The 22,678-nt window shown below is 72.0% G+C and carries 21 protein-coding genes; 2 read left to right on the top strand and 19 right to left on the bottom strand.

The features are described 5' to 3' along the window. Positions 1 to 146: 146 nt before the first annotated feature. Both ACIQWX_RS08855 and ACIQWX_RS08850 read right to left on the bottom strand, forming a co-directional pair. On the bottom strand, positions 147 to 2,399 hold the full coding sequence (locus ACIQWX_RS08855; RefSeq protein ID WP_400867409.1) for a DUF6779 domain-containing protein: 2,253 nt from the start codon (positions 2,397 to 2,399) through the stop codon (positions 147 to 149). 69 nt (positions 2,400 to 2,468) lie between these two features. Then, positions 2,469 to 2,930: a DUF3180 domain-containing protein gene (locus ACIQWX_RS08850; RefSeq protein WP_400867407.1), complete on the bottom strand. Its 462-nt coding sequence runs from the start codon at positions 2,928 to 2,930 to the stop codon at positions 2,469 to 2,471. Positions 2,931 to 2,991: 61 nt separating this feature from the next. On the opposite strand from ACIQWX_RS08850, the gene ACIQWX_RS08845 reads away from it, so the two are divergent. After that, complete coding sequence (locus ACIQWX_RS08845; protein ID WP_400867405.1) at positions 2,992 to 3,927, top strand: MerR family transcriptional regulator; 936 nt, start codon at positions 2,992 to 2,994, stop codon at positions 3,925 to 3,927. Between the two features lie 195 nt (positions 3,928 to 4,122). Here the strand turns inward: ACIQWX_RS08845 and folK are convergent, their stop codons facing one another. The 13 genes from folK to dacB all read right to left on the bottom strand — a co-directional run bounded on the left by folK (position 4,123) and on the right by dacB (position 17,896). Continuing rightward, positions 4,123 to 4,614 (bottom strand): 2-amino-4-hydroxy-6-hydroxymethyldihydropteridine diphosphokinase, encoded by a 492-nt coding sequence (gene folK / locus ACIQWX_RS08840; protein ID WP_400867403.1) that lies wholly within the window; start codon positions 4,612 to 4,614, stop codon positions 4,123 to 4,125. Further along, positions 4,611 to 4,970: a dihydroneopterin aldolase gene (folB, locus tag ACIQWX_RS08835; RefSeq protein ID WP_400867401.1), complete on the bottom strand. Its 360-nt coding sequence runs from the start codon at positions 4,968 to 4,970 to the stop codon at positions 4,611 to 4,613. Before folB ends, folK begins: the two co-directional genes overlap by 4 nt. Continuing rightward, entirely contained in the window at positions 4,963 to 5,769 is an 807-nt protein-coding gene (gene folP, locus ACIQWX_RS08830) for a dihydropteroate synthase (RefSeq protein ID WP_400869476.1), read from the bottom strand. The genes folB and folP overlap by 8 nt, the downstream gene beginning before the upstream one ends. A gap of 35 nt (positions 5,770 to 5,804) precedes the next feature. After that, positions 5,805 to 6,413, bottom strand: coding sequence for a GTP cyclohydrolase I FolE (gene folE / locus ACIQWX_RS08825; protein ID WP_400869473.1), 609 nt, complete (start codon positions 6,411 to 6,413; stop codon positions 5,805 to 5,807). After that, on the bottom strand, positions 6,391 to 8,799 hold the full coding sequence (gene ftsH / locus ACIQWX_RS08820) for an ATP-dependent zinc metalloprotease FtsH (protein ID WP_400867399.1): 2,409 nt from the start codon (positions 8,797 to 8,799) through the stop codon (positions 6,391 to 6,393). The genes folE and ftsH overlap by 23 nt, the downstream gene beginning before the upstream one ends. Before the next feature lie 200 nt (positions 8,800 to 8,999). Beyond that, positions 9,000 to 9,815 (bottom strand): ESX secretion-associated protein EspG, encoded by an 816-nt coding sequence (locus ACIQWX_RS08815; RefSeq protein WP_400867397.1) that lies wholly within the window; start codon positions 9,813 to 9,815, stop codon positions 9,000 to 9,002. 393 nt (positions 9,816 to 10,208) lie between these two features. Beyond that, entirely contained in the window at positions 10,209 to 10,994 is a 786-nt protein-coding gene (locus tag ACIQWX_RS08810) for an ESX secretion-associated protein EspG (protein ID WP_400867395.1), read from the bottom strand. Between the two features lie 61 nt (positions 10,995 to 11,055). Continuing rightward, entirely contained in the window at positions 11,056 to 12,453 is a 1,398-nt protein-coding gene (locus ACIQWX_RS08805; protein WP_400867393.1) for a hypothetical protein, read from the bottom strand. Between the two features lie 23 nt (positions 12,454 to 12,476). Beyond that, positions 12,477 to 12,842, bottom strand: coding sequence for a hypothetical protein (locus ACIQWX_RS08800; protein WP_160695415.1), 366 nt, complete (start codon positions 12,840 to 12,842; stop codon positions 12,477 to 12,479). Between the two features lie 144 nt (positions 12,843 to 12,986). Then, positions 12,987 to 13,538: a hypoxanthine phosphoribosyltransferase gene (gene hpt / locus ACIQWX_RS08795; RefSeq protein ID WP_086671409.1), complete on the bottom strand. Its 552-nt coding sequence runs from the start codon at positions 13,536 to 13,538 to the stop codon at positions 12,987 to 12,989. Between the two features lie 3 nt (positions 13,539 to 13,541). After that, positions 13,542 to 14,501, bottom strand: a complete 960-nt coding sequence (gene tilS / locus ACIQWX_RS08790) for a tRNA lysidine(34) synthetase TilS (RefSeq protein WP_400867390.1) — start codon at positions 14,499 to 14,501, stop codon at positions 13,542 to 13,544. Then, positions 14,498 to 15,508: a zinc-dependent metalloprotease gene (locus ACIQWX_RS08785; RefSeq protein WP_400869470.1), complete on the bottom strand. Its 1,011-nt coding sequence runs from the start codon at positions 15,506 to 15,508 to the stop codon at positions 14,498 to 14,500. The genes tilS and ACIQWX_RS08785 overlap by 4 nt, the downstream gene beginning before the upstream one ends. 81 nt (positions 15,509 to 15,589) lie before the next feature. Next, on the bottom strand, positions 15,590 to 17,896 hold the full coding sequence (gene dacB, locus ACIQWX_RS08780) for a D-alanyl-D-alanine carboxypeptidase/D-alanyl-D-alanine-endopeptidase (protein WP_400867388.1): 2,307 nt from the start codon (positions 17,894 to 17,896) through the stop codon (positions 15,590 to 15,592). Positions 17,897 to 18,072: 176 nt separating this feature from the next. Between dacB and ACIQWX_RS08775 the strand changes: the two genes are divergently transcribed. After that, on the top strand, positions 18,073 to 18,585 hold the full coding sequence (locus ACIQWX_RS08775) for an inorganic diphosphatase (protein WP_370969222.1): 513 nt from the start codon (positions 18,073 to 18,075) through the stop codon (positions 18,583 to 18,585). Between the two features lie 50 nt (positions 18,586 to 18,635). On the opposite strand, the gene ACIQWX_RS08770 is transcribed toward ACIQWX_RS08775, so the two are convergent. The 4 genes from ACIQWX_RS08770 to ACIQWX_RS08755 form a co-directional block, all read right to left on the bottom strand. Next, the gene (locus tag ACIQWX_RS08770; protein WP_400867386.1) at positions 18,636 to 20,291 is read right to left on the bottom strand and encodes an MDR family MFS transporter; all 1,656 of its coding nucleotides are present in this window, start codon (positions 20,289 to 20,291) and stop codon (positions 18,636 to 18,638) included. A 176-nt stretch (positions 20,292 to 20,467) separates the two neighbouring features. Beyond that, complete coding sequence (gene glyA / locus ACIQWX_RS08765; protein ID WP_400867384.1) at positions 20,468 to 21,736, bottom strand: serine hydroxymethyltransferase; 1,269 nt, start codon at positions 21,734 to 21,736, stop codon at positions 20,468 to 20,470. Between the two features lie 112 nt (positions 21,737 to 21,848). Continuing rightward, positions 21,849 to 22,253, bottom strand: a complete 405-nt coding sequence (locus ACIQWX_RS08760) for a hypothetical protein (protein WP_400867382.1) — start codon at positions 22,251 to 22,253, stop codon at positions 21,849 to 21,851. A 1-nt stretch (position 22,254) separates the two neighbouring features. After that, positions 22,255 to 22,677: an uL11 family ribosomal protein gene (locus ACIQWX_RS08755; protein ID WP_400867380.1), complete on the bottom strand. Its 423-nt coding sequence runs from the start codon at positions 22,675 to 22,677 to the stop codon at positions 22,255 to 22,257. Between the last annotated feature and the right edge of the window lies 1 nt (position 22,678).

Here is a 22,678-nt window from a genome sequence, read left to right as displayed (position 1 = left end):
CGCGGGCGCGCGGGGTGCTGCTCGCCGGGTGCCCGGGTGCGCCCCAATGTGGCCTTGGTTGCGTCTCGCGCACCCAAGGTGGCCTTCGGTGCGTCAGACGCAACCAAGGCCGCCTTGGGGCGCTTGGGTCCTGGCTTGCGCCGGGGTCAGTCCTCCGCGCGGCGACGGCGGCGGGGCGTTGAGCCCGTTCCGCCGTTCGCGGCCAGCAGCTCGCTCACCGAACGGCCCGCCGTGTGCGAACCGCCGGCCGGGGGCGCCTCGGCCGCGCGGCGGCCGTTGCGGGCGTGGCCGTTGCTCGCGCCGTTGTGGCCGTTGCCGTTCTGCTCCACCTCGGCCGGGTCGACCGGGGCCATGTTGCGGCGCGACATCGACGCCCGCTCGGCGACCATGCCCTCCCACGCCGGGGGCTCGCCGTCCGGGCGACGGCGGCGGCCACCGCCCGTCGGCTCCGGCGGCGCGGCGGGCACGGCCGGCATCTGCTGCGACTCGTCCGGCTTGCGGCGGCGGCCGCCCGAGCGGCCCTGGTAGTTGCGGACCGACTCCGGCAGCGTCGGGTTCGCCATCGGCGCGTCGGCCTGGGCGGCCTCGGCGGGCGCGCGGTGCGAACCCCCGTGGCGCGAGGCCGGCTCGTCGAGGATCGGCGACATGTCCGCCCGCGAGAACTGCTCCAGCCGCGACGGACGGCGCCCGTCGGCGGCCGGGACCGGCGTGGTCGGCGGCACCACCGGCGGCAGGTTCGTGCGCGACGGCTGCCGCGCGGCCGGCGGGTTGTTCGGCACCGGGGTCGTCGGCGGGACGACCGGCAGGTCGCGACGCGACGCCTGGGCGTCCCGCGGCATCGGCGGGGCCTTCGGCTCCGGCGGCTTCGGCCGGTTCGGCCGCTGGCGCTCGGCGAAGTCGTCGCGGTTCTGGAAGGCCGCGCTCAGGTCGGTCACCGGCCGGAGGTCCGACCGCGACATCTCCGACGGCTTCACCGGCGGGGCGGGCCGGGCGGGCGCCGGCCGCGGGGGCTCGGGCGCCTTGCGCTGGCCGTTCCCGACCGGCGGCAGGTCCGGGCGCGACATCTCGACGCGCGGGATCGCGGGCATCGACCGCTCGACGCGCGGAATGTCGGTCATGGACCTCTCCACCCGCGGAATGGCGGGCATCGACCGCTCCACACGCGGGATGTCGGTCATGGACCGTTCGACGCGCGGGATGTCCGGACGTGACATCTCCACCCGCGGGATCGCCGGCATCGACCGCTCGACCCGCGGGATGTCCGACATGGACCGTTCGACGCGCGGGATGTCCGACCGCGACACCTCGCCCGGGCGCGGCGCCTCGACGCGCGGCAGGTCCGATCGCGACACCTCGGCGGGGCGCATCGCCGGCCGCGACAGCTCCGCCCGGCGCGCGGGCGGCGGCTCGGGACGGCGGATCTCCGTCTTCGGCTCCGGCGCGCGGCGGATCTCGGTCTTCGGCTCGGGCCGCGGCACCTGGCGCGTCGGCTCGACGGCGGCCTCGGGACGGCGTTCGGGCTTCGCGACCTCTTCGGGCTTCGGCAGCCGCATCGGCTGCGACTCGGCCTGACGACGGGCTGCCTCGGCGCGCAGCTCGGCGGCCTTCAGCTCGCGCTGCGCGGCGTTCAGCGCCGGGTCGACCGACGGCACCGGCGGACGGCGTTCGCTCAACGGCGCCGGCCGCGAAATCTGCTGGGTGCTCTGCACGGAGACGTTCGCGGGGGTCTTCGGGACCGGCTTGCCGCCGAAGCCCTTGCCCTTGCCGAGGCCCTTGCCGTTCGCGGGCTTCCCGTTCGACGCCTTGCGGCGCCGTTCGTCGAGCACGCGGTCGATCAGCTCGGTCGGCCGCTCGTTCGGCTCGGCCGGCTTCTTGCCCGCCATCAGCTGAGCGGGCCGCTTCTTCGGCGCGGCGTCGGGGATCATGCGGTTCTCGTCGGAGAGCTTGCGCATCCGGGTCGCCTGCGCGGTCAGCGCGACGCGTTCGAGCAGCACCTCGCCGCCGAACAGCGACTGGAGGCTGTCGCGCAGCGCGGACACCTCGGCGCGCAGCGCCTCCAGCTCCTCGCGGCCCTTGGAGTCGGCCGCCGTGCGGTTCTCGGCCTCCACCTCCAGCTCGAATTCGCGCCGGGCCGCGATCTCGCGTTCCAGCTCCAGCTCGTACACAGCCTGCGCCTCGGAAACCGCGTCCTCGCTCTGTGCCGCGTGCTTGCGGTACTTCACGGCGAGGAAAGCGCCGATCAGGGCGGCCCAGAGGGCGGCGACGATCCCGAGCCGGAGGTAGCGGAGATCGTCGCTGAGCACCAGTGCGAGGGTGGCTCCGATGGCGAGGACGAATCCGACGACGAGCCACGGCCTGCCCAGTAGGCGGCCGCGCGAGTCGTCACCCACGCCGGTCATGCCTGACACCGTACCTGCTCGTAATCCGAACGAGACCTACTCGGTCCCGCGAGCGGTGGGATTCCAGCGCTAACCGGTCGTCCCGCGGGTGTGCTCGCGGTCTTGGTCGCGCGGGGTCCGGCAGCAGTGCTCGAGCCACAAACCCGCTGCTACCAGGGCCGCGGACGAGACGACGCCGACCACGCCGGCCCGCGTGTCGAGCACGGCGGCGACGAGTTCGTCACGTCGCGGGAAAACGTAGGCGAGCGAGGCCAGCCAGGCGCCGCCCATGAACGCTCCGGCGAGTGACGAAGCCTTCGCCAGCGCCACCGATCGGGCGATCCCGATCGCGGCAACGACCCGGCCGTTCTTGATCCGGGAGCGAATGGAGAGGGCGAGCCCGGCCTCGACGACGGCCAGCACGGCGAAGGTGACACCGGCGAACGTGGGCAGCTGCGGCAGCGAGCCGTACGCGACGACGAAGAGCAGGTAGCCGAGGACCAGGCCGAGCAGCCCGGCCACCACCAGGTCTCGAGGCCGGGTGAAGTGCATGAACCAACCGTACCGTGCAAGGCTTGACTCTCCACCGACTGGAGAGTTGAAGATGCGTCTTGTGGGCACCACCGCGACCTTCACCATCGGCGAGCTGGCCCGGCGGACCGGCCTGCCGGTCAAGACGATCCGCTTCTATTCGGACGAGGGCCTGCTGCCCCCGACCGAGCGGACGGACGCCGGCTACCGCCTCTACGACGCCGCGGCGATGGCCCGGCTCGAGCTGGTCCGCACCCTGCGCGAGCTGGGGCTGGGCCTCGCCGACGTCTCGGCGGCGTTGACGCAGTCGTCGACGGTCGGCGAGCTGGCGACCCGGCACGTTGAGGCGCTGGACGAGCAGATCCGGCGCCTGCGGCTGCGCCGGGCGGTGCTGCGCGCGGTGGCCAAGCGTGATTCCGAGCTGGAGGAAGTGAAACTGATGAACCGTCTCGCGTCGATGTCCGACGAAGAGCGCAAGCGCCTGGTGGACGAGTTCTGGGACGAGATGGTCGCCGGGCTCGAGATCGACTCGGCGTTCTACGAGCGCATGCGTTCGGGCAAGCCGGAGTTGCCGGACGACCCGTCGCCGGAGCAGCTGGAGGCGTGGATCGAGTTCGCCGAGCTGGTGCAGGACCCGTCGTTCCGGGCGCTGATCCGCGGGATGAGTGAGACGCAGGCGGCGCAGATCAAGTCGGGCGAGTTCCAGCAGCCTTCGGACGCTTGGCAGACCAACTGGCCGAGCTGGGTCTCGCGGGCCGAAGAGGCGGTGGCGGCGGGAGAAGCGCCCACGTCGGAGGTGGGGCAAACGCTTGCGGCGGAAATCGCGGCGGCGACGGCTCGGCCGGACCAGAATGCGGCGTCGCCGGAGTTCCGCCGTGAGATGGCGGACCGGTTCGAGGTCAGCGGCGACCCGCGGGCGGAGAGGTATTGGCAGTTGCTGGCGACGATCAACGGGTGGCCGCCGGTGCCGACGGCCCAGCCGGCGGTCCGGTTCATGATCGACGCATTGCGCGGCTGACCGCACGGGGAAGGCAACTCGGCGACGGGCTGGAGGTGAGCCGTAACGGCCACCTCCGGTTCACCGATAGGCCATCTTTCCTACCCCCGGCCGCTGGGGGACCCCCGGTTTCAACGTTACTCGCGAGGGCCGACAGTTCCGGGTCCGCGCAGGCGAGTTGTCCACAGGGTCCTGAGGTTGCCCACAGGCCCGGTGTCAGCGCAGTTCGAGGGTCGTCCGGCGGACCGTGGCCACTTCGTCCGCCGGGCGGGCCTTCAGCAGTTTCGCGATCGGGCCGTGGCCCGGCAGGACCGCTGTCGGGTCGATCTCCACCCACGGGACCAGCACGCTTGCGCGGTCCGGCGTTCCCGGGTGCGGCAGGAGCAGCTCCGGGTCGTCAGACCGCACGCCGTCCACCGTGACCACGTCGACGTCCAGGGTTCGCGGCCCCCAGCGCAGCTCGCGGACGCGGCCCGCCTCCTGCTCGGCCGCCTGGCCCGTGCGCAACCACGCCCAGTGGTCGCGCGCCGGGTCGTCGACCACGCACACCGCGTTCAGGAAGTCCGGCTGGTCCTCGACGCCCCACGCCTTCGTCTCGTACACGCTCGACACCGCCACCAGCGCCGGCCGCACCGCGTCGAGCGCGAGCTTCAAGTACCCGAGCCGGTCGCCGAGGTTCGAGCCCAGCGACAGCACCGCGCGGCTCACCGGTCGCGCCGGACCGTCACCGCGACGTCGTCGAACGTCAGCGGGATCGGTGCCGACGGCTTGTGGACCGTCACCTCGACCGCGCCCAGGCGCTCGTCGCGCAGGACCTCGTCGGCGATCTTGCCCGCGACGCTCTCGATCAGGTCGTACGGCTCGCCCGCGACGATCCCCGCCGCCAGCTCGGCCAGCTCGCCGTAGTGCAGCGTCTTCGTCAGGTCGTCCGACGCGGCGGCCGGCCCGAGGTCCAGCCACACCGTGACGTCGACGACGAACTCCTGGCCGTCGCGCTTCTCGTGCTCGAACACGCCGTGGCGGCCGAACACGCGCAAGCCGGTCAGCGTGATCCGGTCAGACATCCGGGGAACCCTTCCACCAAGCGGCGGCCACGGCGACCGCGTCCAGCGACGCCCCGACCTCGTGCACCCGCACGCCCCACGCGCCCGCGGCCGCGGCGAGCGCGGAGATGGCGGCGGTGGCGTCCTCACGGCCGTCCGGCGGCCGCGGTGTCCCGTCCTTTTCGGACAGCAGCCGACCGAGAAACCGCTTGCGGGACGCGCCGACGAGCACCGGAAAACCCAGCGAGAGCAGCGAATCCAGCCCGCGCAGCAATGCCCAGTCGTGCTCGGCGTTCTTCGCGAAGCCCAGGCCGGGGTCCAGCACGATCGCGCTTTCGGCGACGCCGGCGGCGAGCGCTTCGTCCACTCGGGACAGCAGCTCGGCGCGCACGTCGGCGACGACGTCCTGGTAGGACGCCAGCGCCTGCATGTCCTTGCTGTGCCCGCGCCAGTGCATCAGCACCCACGGCACGCCGCTGTCCGCGGCGACGCGCGCCATGTCCGGATCGGCCAGCCCACCCGAGACGTCGTTGACGATGTGCGCCCCGGCTTCGAGCGCCGCGGCGGCGACGGCCGCGCGGGTCGTGTCGACCGACAGCGCCATCCCCTCGCCGGCGAGGGTGCGGATGACCGGCAGGATGCGCTGCATTTCGGTGTCGGCGTCCACCCGCGCCGCACCCGGCCGGGTCGACTCGCCGCCGACGTCGATCAGGTCGGCGCCGCGCGCCCACATCTCGCGCGCGTGCTCCAGGGCCTGCTCGAGCCCGAGGTAGCGGCCACCGTCCGAAAAGGAATCGGGGGTCACGTTCAGCACGCCCATCACGACGCACCGGCCGGGAGCGGGAAGCCCCACGCTCACCGGCGCGCCTTGATCAGGTCGAGCGCCTCCGCCCGCGACGACGGCGAGGTCTTCAGCTGCCCGCGCACGGCGGACGTGGTCGTGCGCGCGCCGGGCTTCCGGATGCCGCGCATGGCCATGCAGAGGTGTTCGGCCTCGATCACGACGATGACGCCGCGCGGTTCGAGCTTCCGCACGATGGCGTCGGCGACCTGCGAGGTCAGGCGCTCCTGGACCTGCGGGCGCTTGGCGTAGAGGTCGACGAGCCGGGCCAGTTTGGACAGCCCGGTGACCTTCCCGGCGGCGTTCGGGATGTACCCGACGTGCGCGACGCCGTGGAACGGCACGAGGTGGTGTTCACACTGGCTGAACATCGGGATGTCCGTGACCAGCACGAGTTCTTCGTGCGACTCGTCGAAAGTCCGGTCCAGGACCGCGTCCGGCTCGGTGTACAAGCCCGCGAACATCTCGTGGTACGCGCGGGCCACCCGGGCGGGGGTCTCCTTGAGACCGTCCCGCTCCGGGTCCTCGCCGCACGCCAGAAGAAGCTCGCGGATCGCCTTCTCCGCCCGGTCCTGGTCGAAGGCCGGGCGGTCGACGGCGTCACTGGGGCTTTTCGGGTCCATCCACGTCACGTCGTTCTCCCTCGTTCTGCTGGTTGCCCGCCTGGTCGGCGAACCAGCCGTGCTCACGAGGGCGTTCTTCACCACCGGGCCGCCACGACTGGCCCGGCTGACCGCCCGGCGAGGTCGCGGGCGTCCAGCCCGGAGGGGCACCGTAGTTCGGGGGGCCGCTCTGGCCGGGCGGGTAGCTGCCCGGCTGCTGGCCGCTGTAGCTCTGCGGCCAGTGCGACGTCCCGTTGGGGCCACCGTTCGGGCCGCCGTAGGGACGGCCGCCGTTCGGGTAGGCGCCCGGCTGCGGTGGGGCGTACGGGTTCGCGTTCGGGTCCACCGGCGACGGCGACGGGTACGGCGGACCACCGGGCAGGTCGCCCGCGCCCTGGGCGGTGCCGACCGGGGTCGGCTCCGGCTTCAGGACCGGCTTCTCCTTCTCCGGCGGCGGCCACGGCTCGCCACGCTCCATCGCCAGCTCGCCCGGGGTCTTGATCGGCGGCTTGTCCGACGGCGTCCGCTCACCGAACTCGTTGAACACGGTGATGTGCGGGCGCTTCTCGACCGTCGCGAAGATCCGCTCCAGGTCCTTGCGGGTCAGCGTCTCCTTCTCCAGGAGCTCGATGACCAGCTCGTCGAGCACGTCGCGGTAGGTGTTGAGCACGTGCCACGCCTCGGTGTGCGCCGTCTCGATGAGCTTGCGCACCTCCTCGTCGATCTCGTGCGCCACCTCGAGCGAGTAGTCCGCCTGGCGGCCGGCCGAGCGGCCGAGGAACGGGTCGCCCTGCTCCTGGCCGTACTTGACCGCGCCGAGCCGGGCGCTCATGCCGTACTCGGTGACCATCGCGCGGGCGATCTTCGTCGCCTGCTCGATGTCGGACGACGCCCCGGTGGTGGGCTCGTGGAAGACGAGCTCCTCCGCCGTGCGGCCACCCATCGCGAAGACCAGCCGCCCGATCATCTCGGAGCGGGTCATCAGGTCCTTGTCGTCCTCGGGGACGAGCAACGCGTGCCCGCCCGTGCGGCCGCGCGGCAGGATCGTCAGCTTGTAGACCGGTTCGATGTCCGGCATCGCCCACGCGGCGAGCGCGTGCCCGCCCTCGTGGTAGGCCGTGATCTTCTTCTCCTTCTCGGAGATGATCCGGCTCTTGCGCGCCGGGCCGCCGACGACGCGGTCGACCGACTCCTCCAGCGCCGCATCGGTGATCACGTGCCCGTTCTGGCGGGCGGTGAGCAGCGCGGCCTCGTTGAGCACGTTCGCCAGGTCGGCGCCGGACATGCCGACGGTCCGCTTGGCCAGGCTGCTCAGGTCGGTGCCCTGGGCGATCGGCTTGCCCTTGGCGTGCACCTCGAGGATCGCCTTGCGGCCGCGCAGGTCGGGCGCCGACACCGGGATCTGCCGGTCGAACCGGCCCGGGCGCAGCAGCGCCGGGTCCAGGATGTCGGGCCGGTTGGTGGCCGCGATGAGGATGATGCCGCCGCGGGCGTCGAAGCCGTCCATCTCGACGAGCAGCTGGTTCAGCGTCTGCTCGCGCTCGTCGTGGCCGCCGCCGAGGCCGGCGCCGCGCTGGCGGCCGACCGCGTCGATCTCGTCGACGAAGATGATGCACGGCGCGTTCTGCTTGGCCTGCTCGAACAGGTCACGCACACGCGACGCACCGACACCGACGAACATCTCGACGAAGTCCGAGCCGGAGATCGTGTAGAACGGCACGCCCGCCTCGCCGGCGACGGCTCGCGCGAGCAGCGTCTTACCGGTACCCGGCGGCCCGTAAAGCAGCACGCCCTTCGGGATCTTCGCGCCGAGCGCCTGGTAGCGCGCCGGGTTCTGCAGGAAGTCCTTGATCTCGTACAGCTCTTCGACGGCCTCGTCGGCACCCGCGACGTCCCCGAAGGTCGTCTTGGGCATGTCCTTGTTCAGCTGCTTGGCCTTGGACTTGCCGAAGTTGAGGACGCGGTTGCCGCCGCCTTGGGCGTTGTTCATCATCCACATCAGCAGGCCCAGGACGAGGGCCAGCGGGATGGCGAAGATGAGGATCTGCGTCAGCACGCCCTGCTGGGTCACCTTGGTGGTGAACTTGATCGGCTGGCCGCCGGTCTTCGCCGCGATCAACGAGTCGTAGATCGGGCGGGTGGCGTCCGAGGGGTACTGCGAAATGATCTGGGTGACCTGCTGCCCGTCCACGTCGATGGGCTTGGACAGCAGCAGCTTGAGCTGCTGTTCCTTGTCCTCGAGGCTGGCTTCCTTGACGTTGTTCGAGGAGATCTGGGAGTTCGCCACCGAGATGGGTGCCTGGGTGTACCCACGATCACTGTCGAAGATCGTGTTGTACGCGAACAACGCCAGCAACCCCGCGACGATCCACAGCAGTGGGTTCCTGAGCACGCTCTTCCGGTTCATACGACTCGGCCCTGGTGGCCTCGACCCTCCCTGGTTGGGCGGCTCCTGTGATACCCGCCATCACGATGTTGACAACCCGGTGCCTGGACACCCGTCCCATCAGGGTACCGTCCGCTGCCGCGTTCATCCCCTGTGAGCCTCTCGCAGGTCAACGGGCGATACCGCGCCCGGGTTCCCGGCCGGCGTCCACGGTGTTCACGCTAGCGCGTGCCGTCGGACACACTGCTCACCATCTCGCCCAGCCGGGTCCGCAGCGTCGCTGGGTCGGCCGGGGCGACCGTGACCCACTCGCGGCCGTCCGTACCTGCGCGGGAGAGGCTGAGGTACCGCCCGGTCGCGGTGTCGAACCAGGCCAGCACCCGGGACCGTTGCTTGGCCCCGACCTGCGAACGGCTGTTCGCTGCCAGCTGACCGCCGCGTTGCCGCGGCTGCCCGGAGATCCGGCCGTAGGCCTCCCGCGGGTCGGCGGTGATGCGCTCGCTCAGCGGTGTCCGGCGTGCCTTCCCGCGCTCCTCCGCCGGGTTCGACGGGAGCGAGACCGGCACCCGGATCGGCGCGGTGCGCAGGGCGTCGTCCAGCGGAAGTGTGACCGACGCCTCGCTCCCGCGCGGCCCGGCCGGGAGCACGCCGACGACGGCGGAGACCAGGCCGTCCGGTGGGACGTCCCGCAGCCAGATGCCGTCGGCGTCCTGCACCGCGAGGACGCCCATGGTGTCGTCGGCCGCCGCGAGCACGCCGATGGTGGGCGCCTCGAACTGCGGGATGTGCAGGGCGTCGATGGTCAGCGGGGCGAAGGCCAGCAGCTGCAGGGCGTCTTCGATCGGCGGCGCGAGCCTGCCGCGCGGATCGCGGACGCCGCGGGCCTTCAGCTCCGCGTCCACGCGGTGGCGCAGCGAGACGCGCTCGTCTTCGGTCGCGCCGTGCGACCTGACCAGCAGCGGGTACGGCAGCTCACCGACCTGCGCCGACTCCCAGAGGAAGTCGAACGCGAGCGGCGAGAAGAACTCTTGCATCACTACTCTCCCGGTTCGGACTCTTGCTCAGCGTAGCCCGCGGCACCGACAAAAACGGATCGCCGGATCACGCACGCTCGGAGAAAGCCGGAGCCCGATCTTGGCAGAGGCCGGGGATGGCCGTGGCCGCGGTACGGCCCGGCGGCGGGCAGGGGCCGGCGAAGTCGGCGTTCCGGGTCGCCGAAGCGGCCGCAGACTTTGCCGGCACCCCGGGTGCGGAAGGACATCGCTTGGGCGGGGTGAAGCTGAGCCTCCCCGGCGGCCAGAGGCCTGCGCGCGAGCGGGCGAGCCCGACCAGCCCCCGGCGGCCGACGGCCCGCGCAGGAGCGCGGGCGCGGCAGGGGCAGAGGCAGAGGCGCGGCTTAGCCGGCCGAAGCCCTCGCGCCGGAGCGGCCGTCAGACTGTGCTCGTCTGCGCGGCCCCGGCCAGCATCTCGCCCAGCCGGTGGCGCAACGTCGCCGCGTCCGCCGGGGCGATCGTGATCCAGTCTCGGCCGTCGCGGCCCTGGCTCGCCTGCGTGAAATACCGGCCCGTCTCCGTGTCGAACCAGCTCAGCACCGGCGTCCTCGTCCGGCCGCCCATGCGGGACCGCGCGTTGGCCGCGATCTGGCCGCCGCGCAGCCTCGGCTGGGCGTGCAGCTTCGCCAGCGCCTTGCGGTCCTCGTCCGCCGAGGCGCGCTCGTCGCCGTTGGCGCGGCGGGACAGGAAGTCGACCCCGTGCGCGCCGACCAGCTGCTCCAGCGGGACCGTCACCGACTTCTCCGAGCCGCGCGGGGCGCCCGGCAGCAGGGAGACGATCGCGCTCGCCAGGCCGTCCACCGGGCACGGCTGCAGGTGCAGGCCACGCGTGTCCTGGACCGCCAGCAGGCCCTGGCCGCCCAGTACGCCGGCGATCGCCAGCAGGGGCTCGGCGTCCGGGGCGATCAGCTGGACCGCGTCCAGGCTCAGCTCGGCCTGCGCCAGCACGCCGAAGTAGTCCTCGACGTGCGGTTCCGGCCGGCCGCGGCCGTCGGCCAGCCCGCGTGCGGCCAGCCCTTCCAGCGTCCTCTGCCGCAGCAGCGACCGCTCGTCCACGGTCTGGCCGTGCGAACGGACGCGCAGCGGGTACGGCAGCTCGCCCAGCCCGGCGGACTCCCAGAGGAAGTCCACCTCGACCGGGGTGAGCAGCTCAGCGTTCGGCATCGAGCCACCCCCAGGAGAAAACGGGCCGGGCGCGCCGTCGGCGTGCCCGGCCCGGGAAGGATCAGCGGTTCTCGTCGTCCTCGGACCACGCGCCGATCACCGGCGGCGGGGTCGCCTGGTCGGCGCCGAAGGCCGCGTCCGGGTCGGCTTCGATGAGGAACGACGCGTGCGTGTGCTCCTCGTCCTGCTCGCCCTGGGCGCCGTGCGGGGCCATGCCGCCCATGCCCGGGTTCATCGGCGGCGGGGTCTGCCCGCCGATGGTGCCCGCCGACGAGACGAGACCCTGCTGCGGCGCCTGGGCCGACGCGGCGCTCTGGCCCTGGCCGTCGGCCGAGGCCAGCGACGTGTCGTTCGCCTTCGCGCCCGACTTGCCGCCCTTGGCCAGCGCGCGGGAAGCCAGCGCGCCGAGGCCGCCCGCGGCGCCGCCGATGCCGAGGCCCATGCCGATCTTGCTCAGCGGGCTGCCGCCGCCCTGGTGCCCGGCGCCGGTGACGCTGCCCGCACCCGTGCTCGTGCCCGCACCCGTCCCGGCGGACGTGCCGCCCGGGCCGCTCGTGCCGTCGCCGCCGAGCGCCGCCGCGTCCTGGCCGAAGCCGCCGACGCCGCCGTGGACGCCGTTCGGGCCGACCGCCGCGTGCTGCGCGTCGAACGCGCCGCCGTGGCCGCCGAAGCCCGAGCCGCTCGAGGCGAACACCGCGCCGCCCGCGCCGGACAGGCCCTGGACCGGGCCGGTGCTGCCGACGGAGCTGATGCCGTTGAAGGACACGGAGTTGTGCGAACCGGTCGGCTTCATGCCGAGCGACTCCGGGCCGAAGCTCGGGGTCGAGCTGTCGACCTCGCTCATCGCCTTGGTGTAGGCGTTGAAGAACGCGACCTGCTGCGCCTTGACGTCGTTGGCGGCGTCCGCCTGCGCCTTCTGGTCGGCGATCAGCGCCGCCGGGCCGCCCGCCAGCGCGGCCGCCATGGCCTGCTTCGGGTCGTAGTCCTTGGGGGCGGGCATCTTCTTGACCTCGGCGGCCGCCGCGGCCTGCCGGGCGAGCCGGTCGGACATCGTGTGCGCGGCGTCGGAGGCCTGGGAACCGGAGTTCGCGATGGCCACCAGCGCGCCCTGCGCACCCGCGGCACCGCGGCCGACCCAGGCGTTGCCCAGCTCGGAGATCGCGTTGTACAGGTGGTCGGACGCCTGCTTCAGCTCGGAGCCGTGGTGCGACCAGGCGTGCCCGGTCGCCTCGGCCGTGCCGGGGTCGTTGTTGTTGACCGCGCCTTCGTACAGCTGCTGGCTGGCCTGGGCGTTCCAGTTCGGCGGGTTCGCGATCGCGCGGTCGCTGCCCATGTCGAAGCCGCCGGCGCTGCCGCGGGCGTTGTCGACGATGTTCTGCGACGTGGAGTTGTCGCCGAGCGGGACGAGCGAGCCCGGGTCGGTGGTCGCCGCCGGCTGGTCGCTGTGGTTCGGAGCCATGACTTCGAGATCCCCCTCAGGACTCAGGCGTTGCGGAACGGATCGGCGGCGGCGTTGTCGATCTCGTGGTACCGGGACATCGCCGTGACGATGCCCTCTTCGGCGGCGGAGTACTGGTCCAGCAGGTTCTGCAGGGCGGCGGCGTAGGAGTCGCCACCGCCGTCCGCGCGCTGGACGAACTTCGCGGCCATGGCGTTGCCGACCGGGTTGTCGCCGAGCTTCGGCGGCTGCGCGAGCGTGCCCGCGCCGCTGAGGAGTGCTTCGACCGCGTCCTTGCCGGTGCGGATCTTGTTCAGCACGGTCTGCGCGGCGTCGGGGTCGATCCCGACCTGACCCGCCGCGGCCGCGGCCTTGAAGGCGTTCGCGTCGGCAGCGCTGCTGTTCCCCATCTGAGCTCTCTCCCGTTCCCCCGACCCGGTCACCGCGGGCACGAATGGTCTTCGCATAGGTTAACGCACGTGATCAGAGCGTATGACGCAAACTCCGGCCGTGGGGTTCCGCGAACCCGGTAATTGCGGTGAACGGTCGGTGAACTACGCCGTGTACACCTTCGGGTCCAGCGTCCCGATGTACGGCAGGTCCCGGTAGCGCTCGGCGTAGTCGAGGCCGTAGCCCACGACGAACTCGTTGGGGATGTCGAAGCCGATGTACTTGACCGGGACGTCCACCTTGACCGCTTCCGGCTTGCGCAGCAGCGAAACGACCTCGAGCGACGCCGGGTTCCGGCTCGCGAGGTTCTTCAGCAGCCACGACAGCGTCAGGCCCGAGTCGACGATGTCCTCGACGATCAGCACGTCCCGGCCGGCGATGTCCCGGTCGAGGTCCTTGAGGATCCGCACGACGCCGGACGACGACGTCGCCGAGCCGTACGAGGAGACGGCCATGAATTCCAGCTGCGTCGGCAGCGGCAGCGCGCGGGCGAAGTCGGTCATGAACATGACCGCGCCCTTCAGGACGCCCACCAGCAGGAGTTCGCCCTGCCCGTTGGCCGGGTAGTCGGCGGCGATCTGCGCCGACAGCTCCGTGATCTTGTCCTTGATCTGCTGCTCGGTGACGAGCACGGAGGCGATTTCGCCCTCGTACACGGGTCATTCCCCTCGGGTGGTGGGTTGGGAGACGACGCAGAGCCTGCCATGCGCCCGCCGGGCTTCCAAGTTGCCCGGCAACCAAACGCCACCTTGACCACGCCACCGGGCGACGAGGCCGTCGACCGCCCGGAGGTGCCCGTCGGTGAGCTCGCGCACACCCGATTGCAGCAGCCACCTGCGGATAACCCGCCGCCGGATCGCCGCGGGCTCGGCTTCGACGACGCCTACATCCAGCCCTTCGGAGCCGCCCGCGCGGGTGAAGATCATGTCCGCCATTGTGTCCAGTGCCTCACTGTCCTCACGCAGCTGCGCGGCCGTGCGGGCGAGCGCGCCGGCGACGCCGCCGTTGAGGACGTCTTCCAGCAACGGCAGGACTTCGGTGCGCAACCGGACGCGGGTGAAGCGCGGTTCGGCGTTGTGCGGGTCCTCCCAGGGCTCGACGCCGAGCTCGGCGCACGCGGCCCGGGTGGTCGCGCGCGGGACGGCGAGCAGCGGACGGCCCCACGGCGGGTCGTGCGGCCGCATCCCGGCCATGCTGCGCGGGCCGGAGCCGCGGCCGAGCCCGAGCAGGACGGTTTCCGCCTGGTCGTCGAGGGTGTGGCCGAGCAGGACGAGGTCGTGGCCGGCCAAAGCGCGGTAGCGGGCCTTGCGCGCGGCGGCTTCCGGACCGCCCGGGCCGGTGACCTCGGTCCGGCGCACCTCGGCTTCGTCGGCGCCCAGCGACTTCGCGGCCGCGGCGGCGTCGGACGCGATCTTCGCCGAGCCCTCCTGCAGGCCGTGGTCGACGACCAGCGCGCGGACGCGGTGGCCGCGGTGGTGCCCGACGTACGCCGCGGCCTCGCACAGCGCGAGGGAGTCGGCGCCGCCGGAAACCGCGACGCACAGCTCGTCCGGGGCTTCGAAGGCGTCCAGGAACCCGCGGACAGCCCGCCGGACGGCCGCGACCGCCGGCCCGGTCATCCGTGCAGGCGCCGGACCCACGCGGCCGGGTCGGCGATCTCGGCGCGCGAGGGCAGGGTGTTCGGCGAGCGCCAGACGGCGTTGAAGCCCTCCATGCCGACGGCGTCCACGACGTGCTTCGTGAACTTCGCGCCTTCTTCGTACTGACGGATCTTCGCGTCGACGCCGAGCAACGCGCGCAGCAGCCGGTCGAAGACGCCGCCGCCCTTGCGCCGGGCGGTGAACCGCGCGCGGATCGTGTCGACGCTCGGGACGACCTGCGGGCCGACGGCGTCCATCACGAAGTCGGCGTGGCCTTCCAGCAGCGTCGAAAGCGCCAGCAGCCGGTCGAAGACCGCGCGTTCCTTCGGCGACTGGAGCAGCTCGGCGAGGTTCAGCTTCGGGCCCTGCTTGATCGCCTCGGGCAGCCGTCCGACGAGGTCGGCGAGGCTGTCGGAGCCGCCGCCGGCGAGCCCGGCGACCAGCCGCTCGACCTCGTCGGCGAAGTAGTCGCGCAGCCAGCGGACCGCGGTGAACTGGAGGCGGTGGGTGCACTCGTGCAGGCAGACCCAGAGCCGGAAGTCGCGGCCGGGGACGTCCATCGCGCGCTCGGCGGCGACGACGTTCGGCGCGACGAGCAGCAGCTGCCCTTCCTTGTCCGGACCGCCGAACGGGTCGTACTGCCCGAGGACGCGGCTGGCCAGGAACGCGAGCACCAGCCCGGTCTGCACGCCGGCACCACCGGCGAGGATCGGCCCGAACGGCCCGCCCTGCCGCGGCAGCGCACGCCCGGTCAGCGCGTCCAGCCCGCTCGCGGCCGAGCGCACCCAGCCGGGCCGGTCGACGACTTCGCCGGACAGCAGCGGCAGGTCGAGGCCCAGGTTCGTCAGCTCGCGGACGTGTCCCTCGGCGGTGATGGTCAGCTCGCGCAGATCGGTGACGGCCGCCTCGGCCTCTTCGCGAGGGACCTGCGGACCGCCGCGCACGAGCAGCGCGCCCGTCTGCGCGGCGAGCGCCCAGTCGACCATGGGCCGGGTCTCGGTTTCCTGACTCACCCTTCCGACGCTACCCGGCCCAGGTCGGTTTCCGGCCACGATCTTCGTACGGTTCTACGAGCACCCGCACTTGCGCAGGCTGGTGGCCAGGGCGTCGATCGCGTCCCGGCCCGGTTGCTGGTCGGAGCCGTTGGACATGAACGCGAACACCAGCACCCGGCCGTCCTGGTCCAGCACCAGGCCGGCGAGCGTGTTGACGCCGGTCAGCGTGCCCGTCTTCGCGCGCACCCAGCCGCGGCCGGCCTGCGACGCCGGCGTCTCGAACCGCTTGTCCGCGAGGGTGCCCGAGCCGCCCGCCACCGGGAGGCCGGCCAGCATCGCGCGCAGCTTGCCGGTGTTCGGGTTCTTGCCGTCCGGGGCCGCCGCGGCCGCCATCAGCTGGGTCAGCAGCTTCGCCGGGATCTTGTTCTCCGTCGAGATGCCGCTGCCGTCCGACAGCTTGACGCCGGCGGTGTCGAAACCGTGGTCCTTCAGCACCTTGATGGTCGCCGCCGCGCCGCCCGCGAAGGTCGCCTCCTGGCCGGTCGCCAGCGCGACCTGCCGGGCGAGCGCTTCGGCGAGGACGTCGTCGGACAGCTCCATCGTGTCGCTGACCAGCTCGGTCAGCGGGGCCGACTTGACCTCGGCGAGCACCTTCGCGTCCTTCGGCGCGGTCGCCTGGCCGCCCGCCGACGCGCTGAGCTTCGACGCGATCGTCCCTGCCAGCGCGCTGCCCGCGTTGGGCACGCGCTGGGAGTTGTTGTTCTTCGGGTCCTGACGCCCGGCATCGGCCATCACGGACCCGATCTGGGTGGCGAACGTCGACGGCGCGTCGCCCGCGGCCCAGCCCGGCGCGGTCGTCGCGCCCTTGAACAGGCTGAGGTCGACCTGCACCTTCTTGACGTCCGGGTTGGCCTTCTTCACCTGCGCGACGAGGTCGTCGACGTGCGCGGCGCCCGGGTACAGCGGCGACTCGGTGCCCAGCGGCAGCGCGGTCAGCGTGACGTCGCCGCCGCCGACCAGGATCACCGTGCCCGGGTCGGCGCCCTGGACGATCTTCGTCGACAGCCGCGTGTTCGGGTCCATCGCCAGCAGCGCGGCGGCTGTCGTGAGCACCTTCGTCGTCGACGCGGGGGTCACCGCGGTCGACGCACTGTGGTCCCACAGCGTCGTGCCGGTCACCGGGTCGACGACGCTGCCGTTGAGCTGCCCCAGCGCGCTGTTGCCCGCCGGGCCGGCCAGCACCGACTTGACGCCGTTCGCGGTGGGCGCCTTCCCCGCCGGGTCCGGGCCCTGCAGCTGGCGCGTGGCCGCGACCGGGTCCGGGCTGTCGCCCTTCGGCGCGTTCGGGGCCCACGGCAGGCCGAGGCGGTTCGACACCTTCGGCATCGCGGCGGCGACCCCGCCGCCGGCCAGCAGGAGCACGACGACCGCGACGATGGCGATGACCTTGCCCTTGCGGCGCTTCTTCGGCGGTTCCCCGGCGGCCGCGGGCTCGGCCGGGGGCGGTGGCGGCTCCGCGGGCGGCTCGTTGCGGGGCTGGGGCTGCTGCTGGAAGGCGCCCGGGAACTGGGTGGGCCGCTCGATCCCGACGGTCGCCTCGGCGTCGAACCGCTGACCGTCCGGCTCGATCCGCTGCGGCCGGGCCAGCGACCCGGCGGACGCCGACGGGACGACCCCGCGCGGCGGCTCCGGCGGCAGCCCGGGACGCCGTTCGGCCGGCTCGGCGGTGCGTTCCGGCACGTCGATGCGCTGCGCCCAGGGCGCGTCGGATCGCTGCTGCTGGGGTTGCTGGGGCTCCTGGCGGCGCTGGGCCAGCTGCTCTTCGCGGCGCTGCTGCTCCTCGCGCCAGTGCTGGAGCTCTTCGCGCCACGGCTGTGCTTCGGGCTTCTCGGACCGCGGCTCGTCGTGGCGTTCCGGCTGCTCACCGGGCCAGACGTTGCGCTCCACCGGCACGATCGGCGTCTTCTGCGGAGCCATCTGCTGGGTGTCCGCGGGCTTCGGCTCGGCCGCGATGTACTGGGTGCTCTCGGCCTGCTTCACGTCGATGTACTGGGTGCTCTCCGCGACCGGCTCGGCCTCGGCGGGCTTCGGCTTCGGTTCGCGGGACCCGAGCCGGTCGGCGAGGTCCTGCTTCGCCGGGGGCGGCGGGGGCGGCGGCTCCTCCGCGGGCACGTTCAGGCCCGGGACCGGTTCGGGCGCGACGTTCGGCGCGAACCACGATCCCTTCGGCGCCTCACTGCTTGTGACCTTGGGCACGCCGGGCTCGTCCGGAGCGCTCGCCGGCGGGTCGGGCAGCGCCATCGGCGTGGTCTCCCGCGCACCGGACGACGAGCCGTCTTCGTCCGACGACGGCCACATCGGCTGGTCGTTTTCCGGCACCCACCACTCCTTCTCACCTGCCCCGGAAGGGGCCAAGCTCACATGCCGCGAGGCCGACATCGATGCGACCCCGACGCAGGGCGTAGTCCACACTAGGAGACGTCAAGACAGTCATGAAGGTTGCCGCCTGCGACGCAGGGGATGCCGGGACCTATCAAGAAGCAGTGAGGACAGGCGTGGAGTTCGACGTCACGATCGAAATCCCCAAAGGGGAGCGCAACAAGTACGAGGTCGACCACAAGACCGGCCGCATCAAGCTGGACCGGACCCTGTTCACGGCCACGCAGTACCCGGCCGACTACGGCTTCATCGACGACACCCTCGGCCAGGACGGCGACCCGCTGGACGTGCTCGTCCTCGTCCAGGAGCCGACGTTCCCGGGCTGCCTGATCCGCTGCCGCGCGATCGGCATGTTCCGGATGACCGACGAGAAGGGCCCGGACGACAAGGTCCTCGCCGTCCCGACGAACGACCCGCGCCTCGAGCACCTGCGCGACATCCACCACCTGAACGAGTTCCACAAGCTGGAGATCCAGCACTTCTTCGAGGTCTACAAGGACCTCGAGCCCGGCAAGAGCGTCGAAGGCTCCTCCTGGGTCGGTCGCACCGAGGCCGAGGCGGAGATCGCCCGGTCGTACGAGCGCGAGACCGACCGCCTGGCCAAGGAAGAAGCCAACGGCGGCCACTGAGCCCATGCGAAAGGCCCCCTCGGGAATCCCGAGGGGGCCTTTTCACGCGGTCAGTGCGCCAGGGCGAGGGCCGGAGCGTCCGCCTCGGCCTCCGCGCGCTGCTCCATCGCCGACTTGTCCGAGAGCGGCTTCTCCTTGAGGAACCACACCAGCGCGAAGCCGACGGTCAGCACGATCCCGCCGACCAGGAACACCGTGCTCATCGACTCGGCGAAGCCCTGCAGGATCGGCCGGGCCAGCGTCGGGTCGAGCGTGGACAGGAACGACGTGTCGTTGACGTCCAGCGCACCGCTCTTCATCTGCTGCGCGAACGCGGGGTTCTGGGCGAGCGCCGAGACGTAGGCCGGGCTGGTCATCGCCGAGCGGATGGCGTTCGCGATCCGGTCGCCGACCGTGCCGAACAGGATGGACAGGAACACCGCGGTGCCCGCCGTGCCGCCGATCTGCCGGAAGAACGTCGCCGCCGAGGTGGCGACGCCGATGTCCTGCGGGCGGACGTCGTTGGTCGCGGCCAGCACCAGCGTCTGCATCGAGGCGCCGAGCCCGAGGCCGATCACGAAGGCGATGACCATGACCAGCGCCAGCGAGGTGTCGACGGTGATCGTGGACAGCGCGAACAGGGCCACCGCCATCAGGCCGATGCCGGCCACCGCGAACATCTTGTAGCGCCCGGTGGCCGAGATGATCCGGCCGCTGGTCAGGCTGGCGATCATGATGCCCAGGGTCAGCGGGAGCATCTGCAGGCCGGCCTGGGTCGGCGTCGCGCCCTTGACGATCTGCAGGTACAGCGGCAGCGACATCATCGCGCCGAACATCCCCGCGCCCTGCACGACCGTGACGAGCGTCGACATCCGGAAGACCGGCCGCTTGAACAGGCGCAGCGGCAGCAGGGCGGCGTCGCCCATCCGGCGTTCGATCCAGACGAACGCGGCCACGCCCAGCCCGCCGACGACGTACATCGCGATCGAAGCGGCGGAGCCCCAGCCCCACTCGCGGCCCTGCTCGGCGACGATCAGCAGCGGCACCAGGCCGGTGGCCAGCGCGACGGCACCCCAGTAGTCGACCTTCTGGTCCACGCGGGTGTGCGGGAGGTTCAGCACCTTGGTGACGACGACCAGCGCGGCGAGCGCGATCGGGACGTTGACCAGGAAGACCCAGCGCCAGCCGGTGATGCCGGCGAAGGTGTCGATGCCGGCGAAGAACCCGCCGACGACCGGGCCCGCGACGCTCGAGATGCCGAACACCGCCATGAAGTAGCCCTGGTACTTGCTGCGCTCACGCGGCGCGGTGATGTCGGTGATGATCGCCAGCGCCAGGGACATCAGGCCACCGGCGCCGAGGCCCTGGAAGGCGCGGAACGCGGCGAGCTCGTACATCGACGTCGCCATGCCGCTGGCCAGCGAGCCGACCAGGAACAGCGAGATCGCCGTGAGGTACATGGGCTTGCGGCCGTAGAGGTCGGACAGCTTGCCGTACAGCGGCGTCGAGAGCGTCGCGGTGATCAGGTACGCCGTGGTGGCCCAGGCCTGCAGGGACAGGCCGTGGAGCTCGTCGGCGATGGTGCGCATCGAGGACGAGACGATCGTCTGGTCGAGTGCGGCGAGGAACATGCCGAGCATCAGCCCGGACAGGACGGTCAGGATCTGGCGGTGGGACAGTTTGCCGTTCGTAGCGGCTGCTCCTTCCGCCGTGGTGGTGTCGCTCATGGTGGGTCTCCCTCAGCCTTCGCGTAGTTGCTTGTATCCGTCAACTACTTGTCTCGACCAAGTATTCCCAGAGAGCTTGCATGGTGCAATCAAATTTCCTGTGACCCCGGTCTCCCAGGGTTCGGACGCGCCGAAGGCGGCACTTTCGTAGGGAAAGTGCCGCCTTCGGGTGGACGTCAGGCCGAGTAGCCCGGGATCGGGAACGGCGCCAGGAACTCGCGGATCTCCGCGGCGATCGCGTCCAGGGAGGAGTCGTCGGACGCCGCCGCGGCGGTCACCGTGCGGTCGATCCACTCCGCCACCTGCGGCTGGTGCTCCGGCTTGAGGCCGCGGGTCGTGATCGCGGACGTGCCGAGGCGGATGCCGGAGGGGTCGAACGGCTTGCGCGGGTCGAACGGCACCGTGTTGTAGTTCAGCTCGATGCCCGCGCGGTCCAGCGCCTGCGCGGCCGGCTTGCCCGCGACCGCCTTGTTCGTCAGGTCGATCAGCAGCAGGTGGTTGTCCGTGCCGCCGGACACGAGGTCGTAGCCCTTCGCCAGGAGTGCGTCGGCCAGCGCCTTCGCGTTGGCGACGATCGTGTGGGCGTAGTCGCTGAAGTCCGGGCGCTGCGCCTCGCCGAGCGCGACGGCGATCGCGGCCGTCGTGTGGTTGTGCGGGCCGCCCTGCAGGCCCGGGAAAACCGCTTTGTCGACGGCCTTCGCGTGGTCGGCGTCCGACAGGATCATCGCGCCACGCGGGCCGCGCAGCGTCTTGTGCGTGGTCGTCGTGATCACCTGCGCGTGCCCGACCGGCGACGGGTGCGCGCCGCCCGCGACCAGGCCGGCGATGTGCGCGATGTCGGCGACGAGCACCGCGTCCACCTCGCGCGCGATCTCGGCGAACGCCGGGAAGTCGATGGTGCGCGGGATGGCCGTGCCGCCGGCGAAGATCAGCTTCGGCCGGTGCTGGCGCGCGAGGTCGCGCACCTGGTCGAGGTCGACGCGGCCGGTTTCCTTCGCGACGCCGTAGCGGACGGGGTTGAACCACTTGCCGGTCGCCGAGACGCTCCAGCCGTGCGTGAGGTGGCCGCCGTCCGGCAGCGCCATGCCGAGCACGGTGTCGCCGGGCTGCGCGAACGCCAGGTAGATGGCCAGGTTCGCCGGAGACCCGGAGTACGGCTGGACGTTCGCGTGGTCCGCGCCGAACACGGCCTTCGCGCGTTCGATGGCCAGCTGCTCGACCTGGTCGATGAACTGCTGGCCCTCGTAGTAGCGCTTGCCGGCGTACCCCTCGGAGTACTTGTTGGTGAGCACGGTGCCGGTCGCTTCGAGCACGGCCTGCGAGACGTAGTTCTCCGACGCGATCAGGCGGATCTTGTCGTGCTGGCGCTTCGCCTCGTCCTCGACGAGCCCGGCGATCGCGGGGTCGGCCGTGGCGAGCGCGTTCAGTTTCGGCTGGTGTGTCATGGCGTGCTCCGGCTCTGGAGTGGCCTTCACCCAGGCGCGCGGTGCCGGCCTCGTCGTCGCTTCCCGGTGGTGCTCCACCTCGATGGCGCCAGTCGCTGCTGCGCGGAAGAGCTTAGTCCACCGCGCTCGAGGCTCGACGGTGTTCGGCGCACCACTTGCGGGTGCACCCCGAAGTGCGGTCGCAGAACGGCCGGCCGCAGGTCGCGCAGCGCTTCACCCGCCGCCAGCCGCCCACCGTGACCAGCTCGGCCAGCCCCGCGGCGCCGGCCGCCAGCTCGCTTTCGCCGGCTCGCGGCGTCACGTAGACGATCCGCCACGCCGCGCCCGTGTCGACGAGCCGCGGCCGCGCCCCGGCCTCCGCCAGCACGGCGTTGAGGCGGCGCGCGGCCGCGTGTTCATCGGGCAGCTGGGCGACGATTCCGTTCAACTGCGGATTTCCCTTGCGCAGCAACCGTTCCGCCACCCCGAGCTCGGGGTCCAGCGCGTGGAACGGCGGCACGACCGCGTGCTTGCGCACCTCAGTCCACGACCACGACGCCCATGGACCTGGCCGTGCCCGCGATCGTGCGCATCGCCATCTCGACGTCGGAGGTGTTGAGGTCCGGCAGCTTCCGCTCGGCGATCCCGCGCAGCTGTTCCTTGGTGATCTTGCCCGCGACTTCGTGCCCCGGACGCGAAGAACCCTTGTCCCCCAGCGCCTTCTTGATGAGGAACGACGTCGGGGGCGTCTTGAGGCGCAGCGCGAACGAGCGGTCCTCGAACACCGAGACGACGACCGGCACGATGTCGCCGCGCTGGGTCGCCGTCGCCGTGTCGTAGGCCTTCTTGATCTCGACGAGGTTGACCCCGGTCTGCCCCAGCATCTTGCCGAGGTCGACGACCGGGGCGTTGCCCGCGCTGAGTTCGAGGGTGACCTGGTGGGTGAGTTTCTTCGGAGCCATG

It is taken from the genome of Amycolatopsis sp. NPDC098790 (assembly GCF_044759945.1).
Lineage (GTDB): Bacteria > Actinomycetota > Actinomycetes > Mycobacteriales > Pseudonocardiaceae > Amycolatopsis.
Note: the sequence above shows the minus strand (reverse complement) of the source record. Positions and strands in the feature narration are given on the sequence as shown.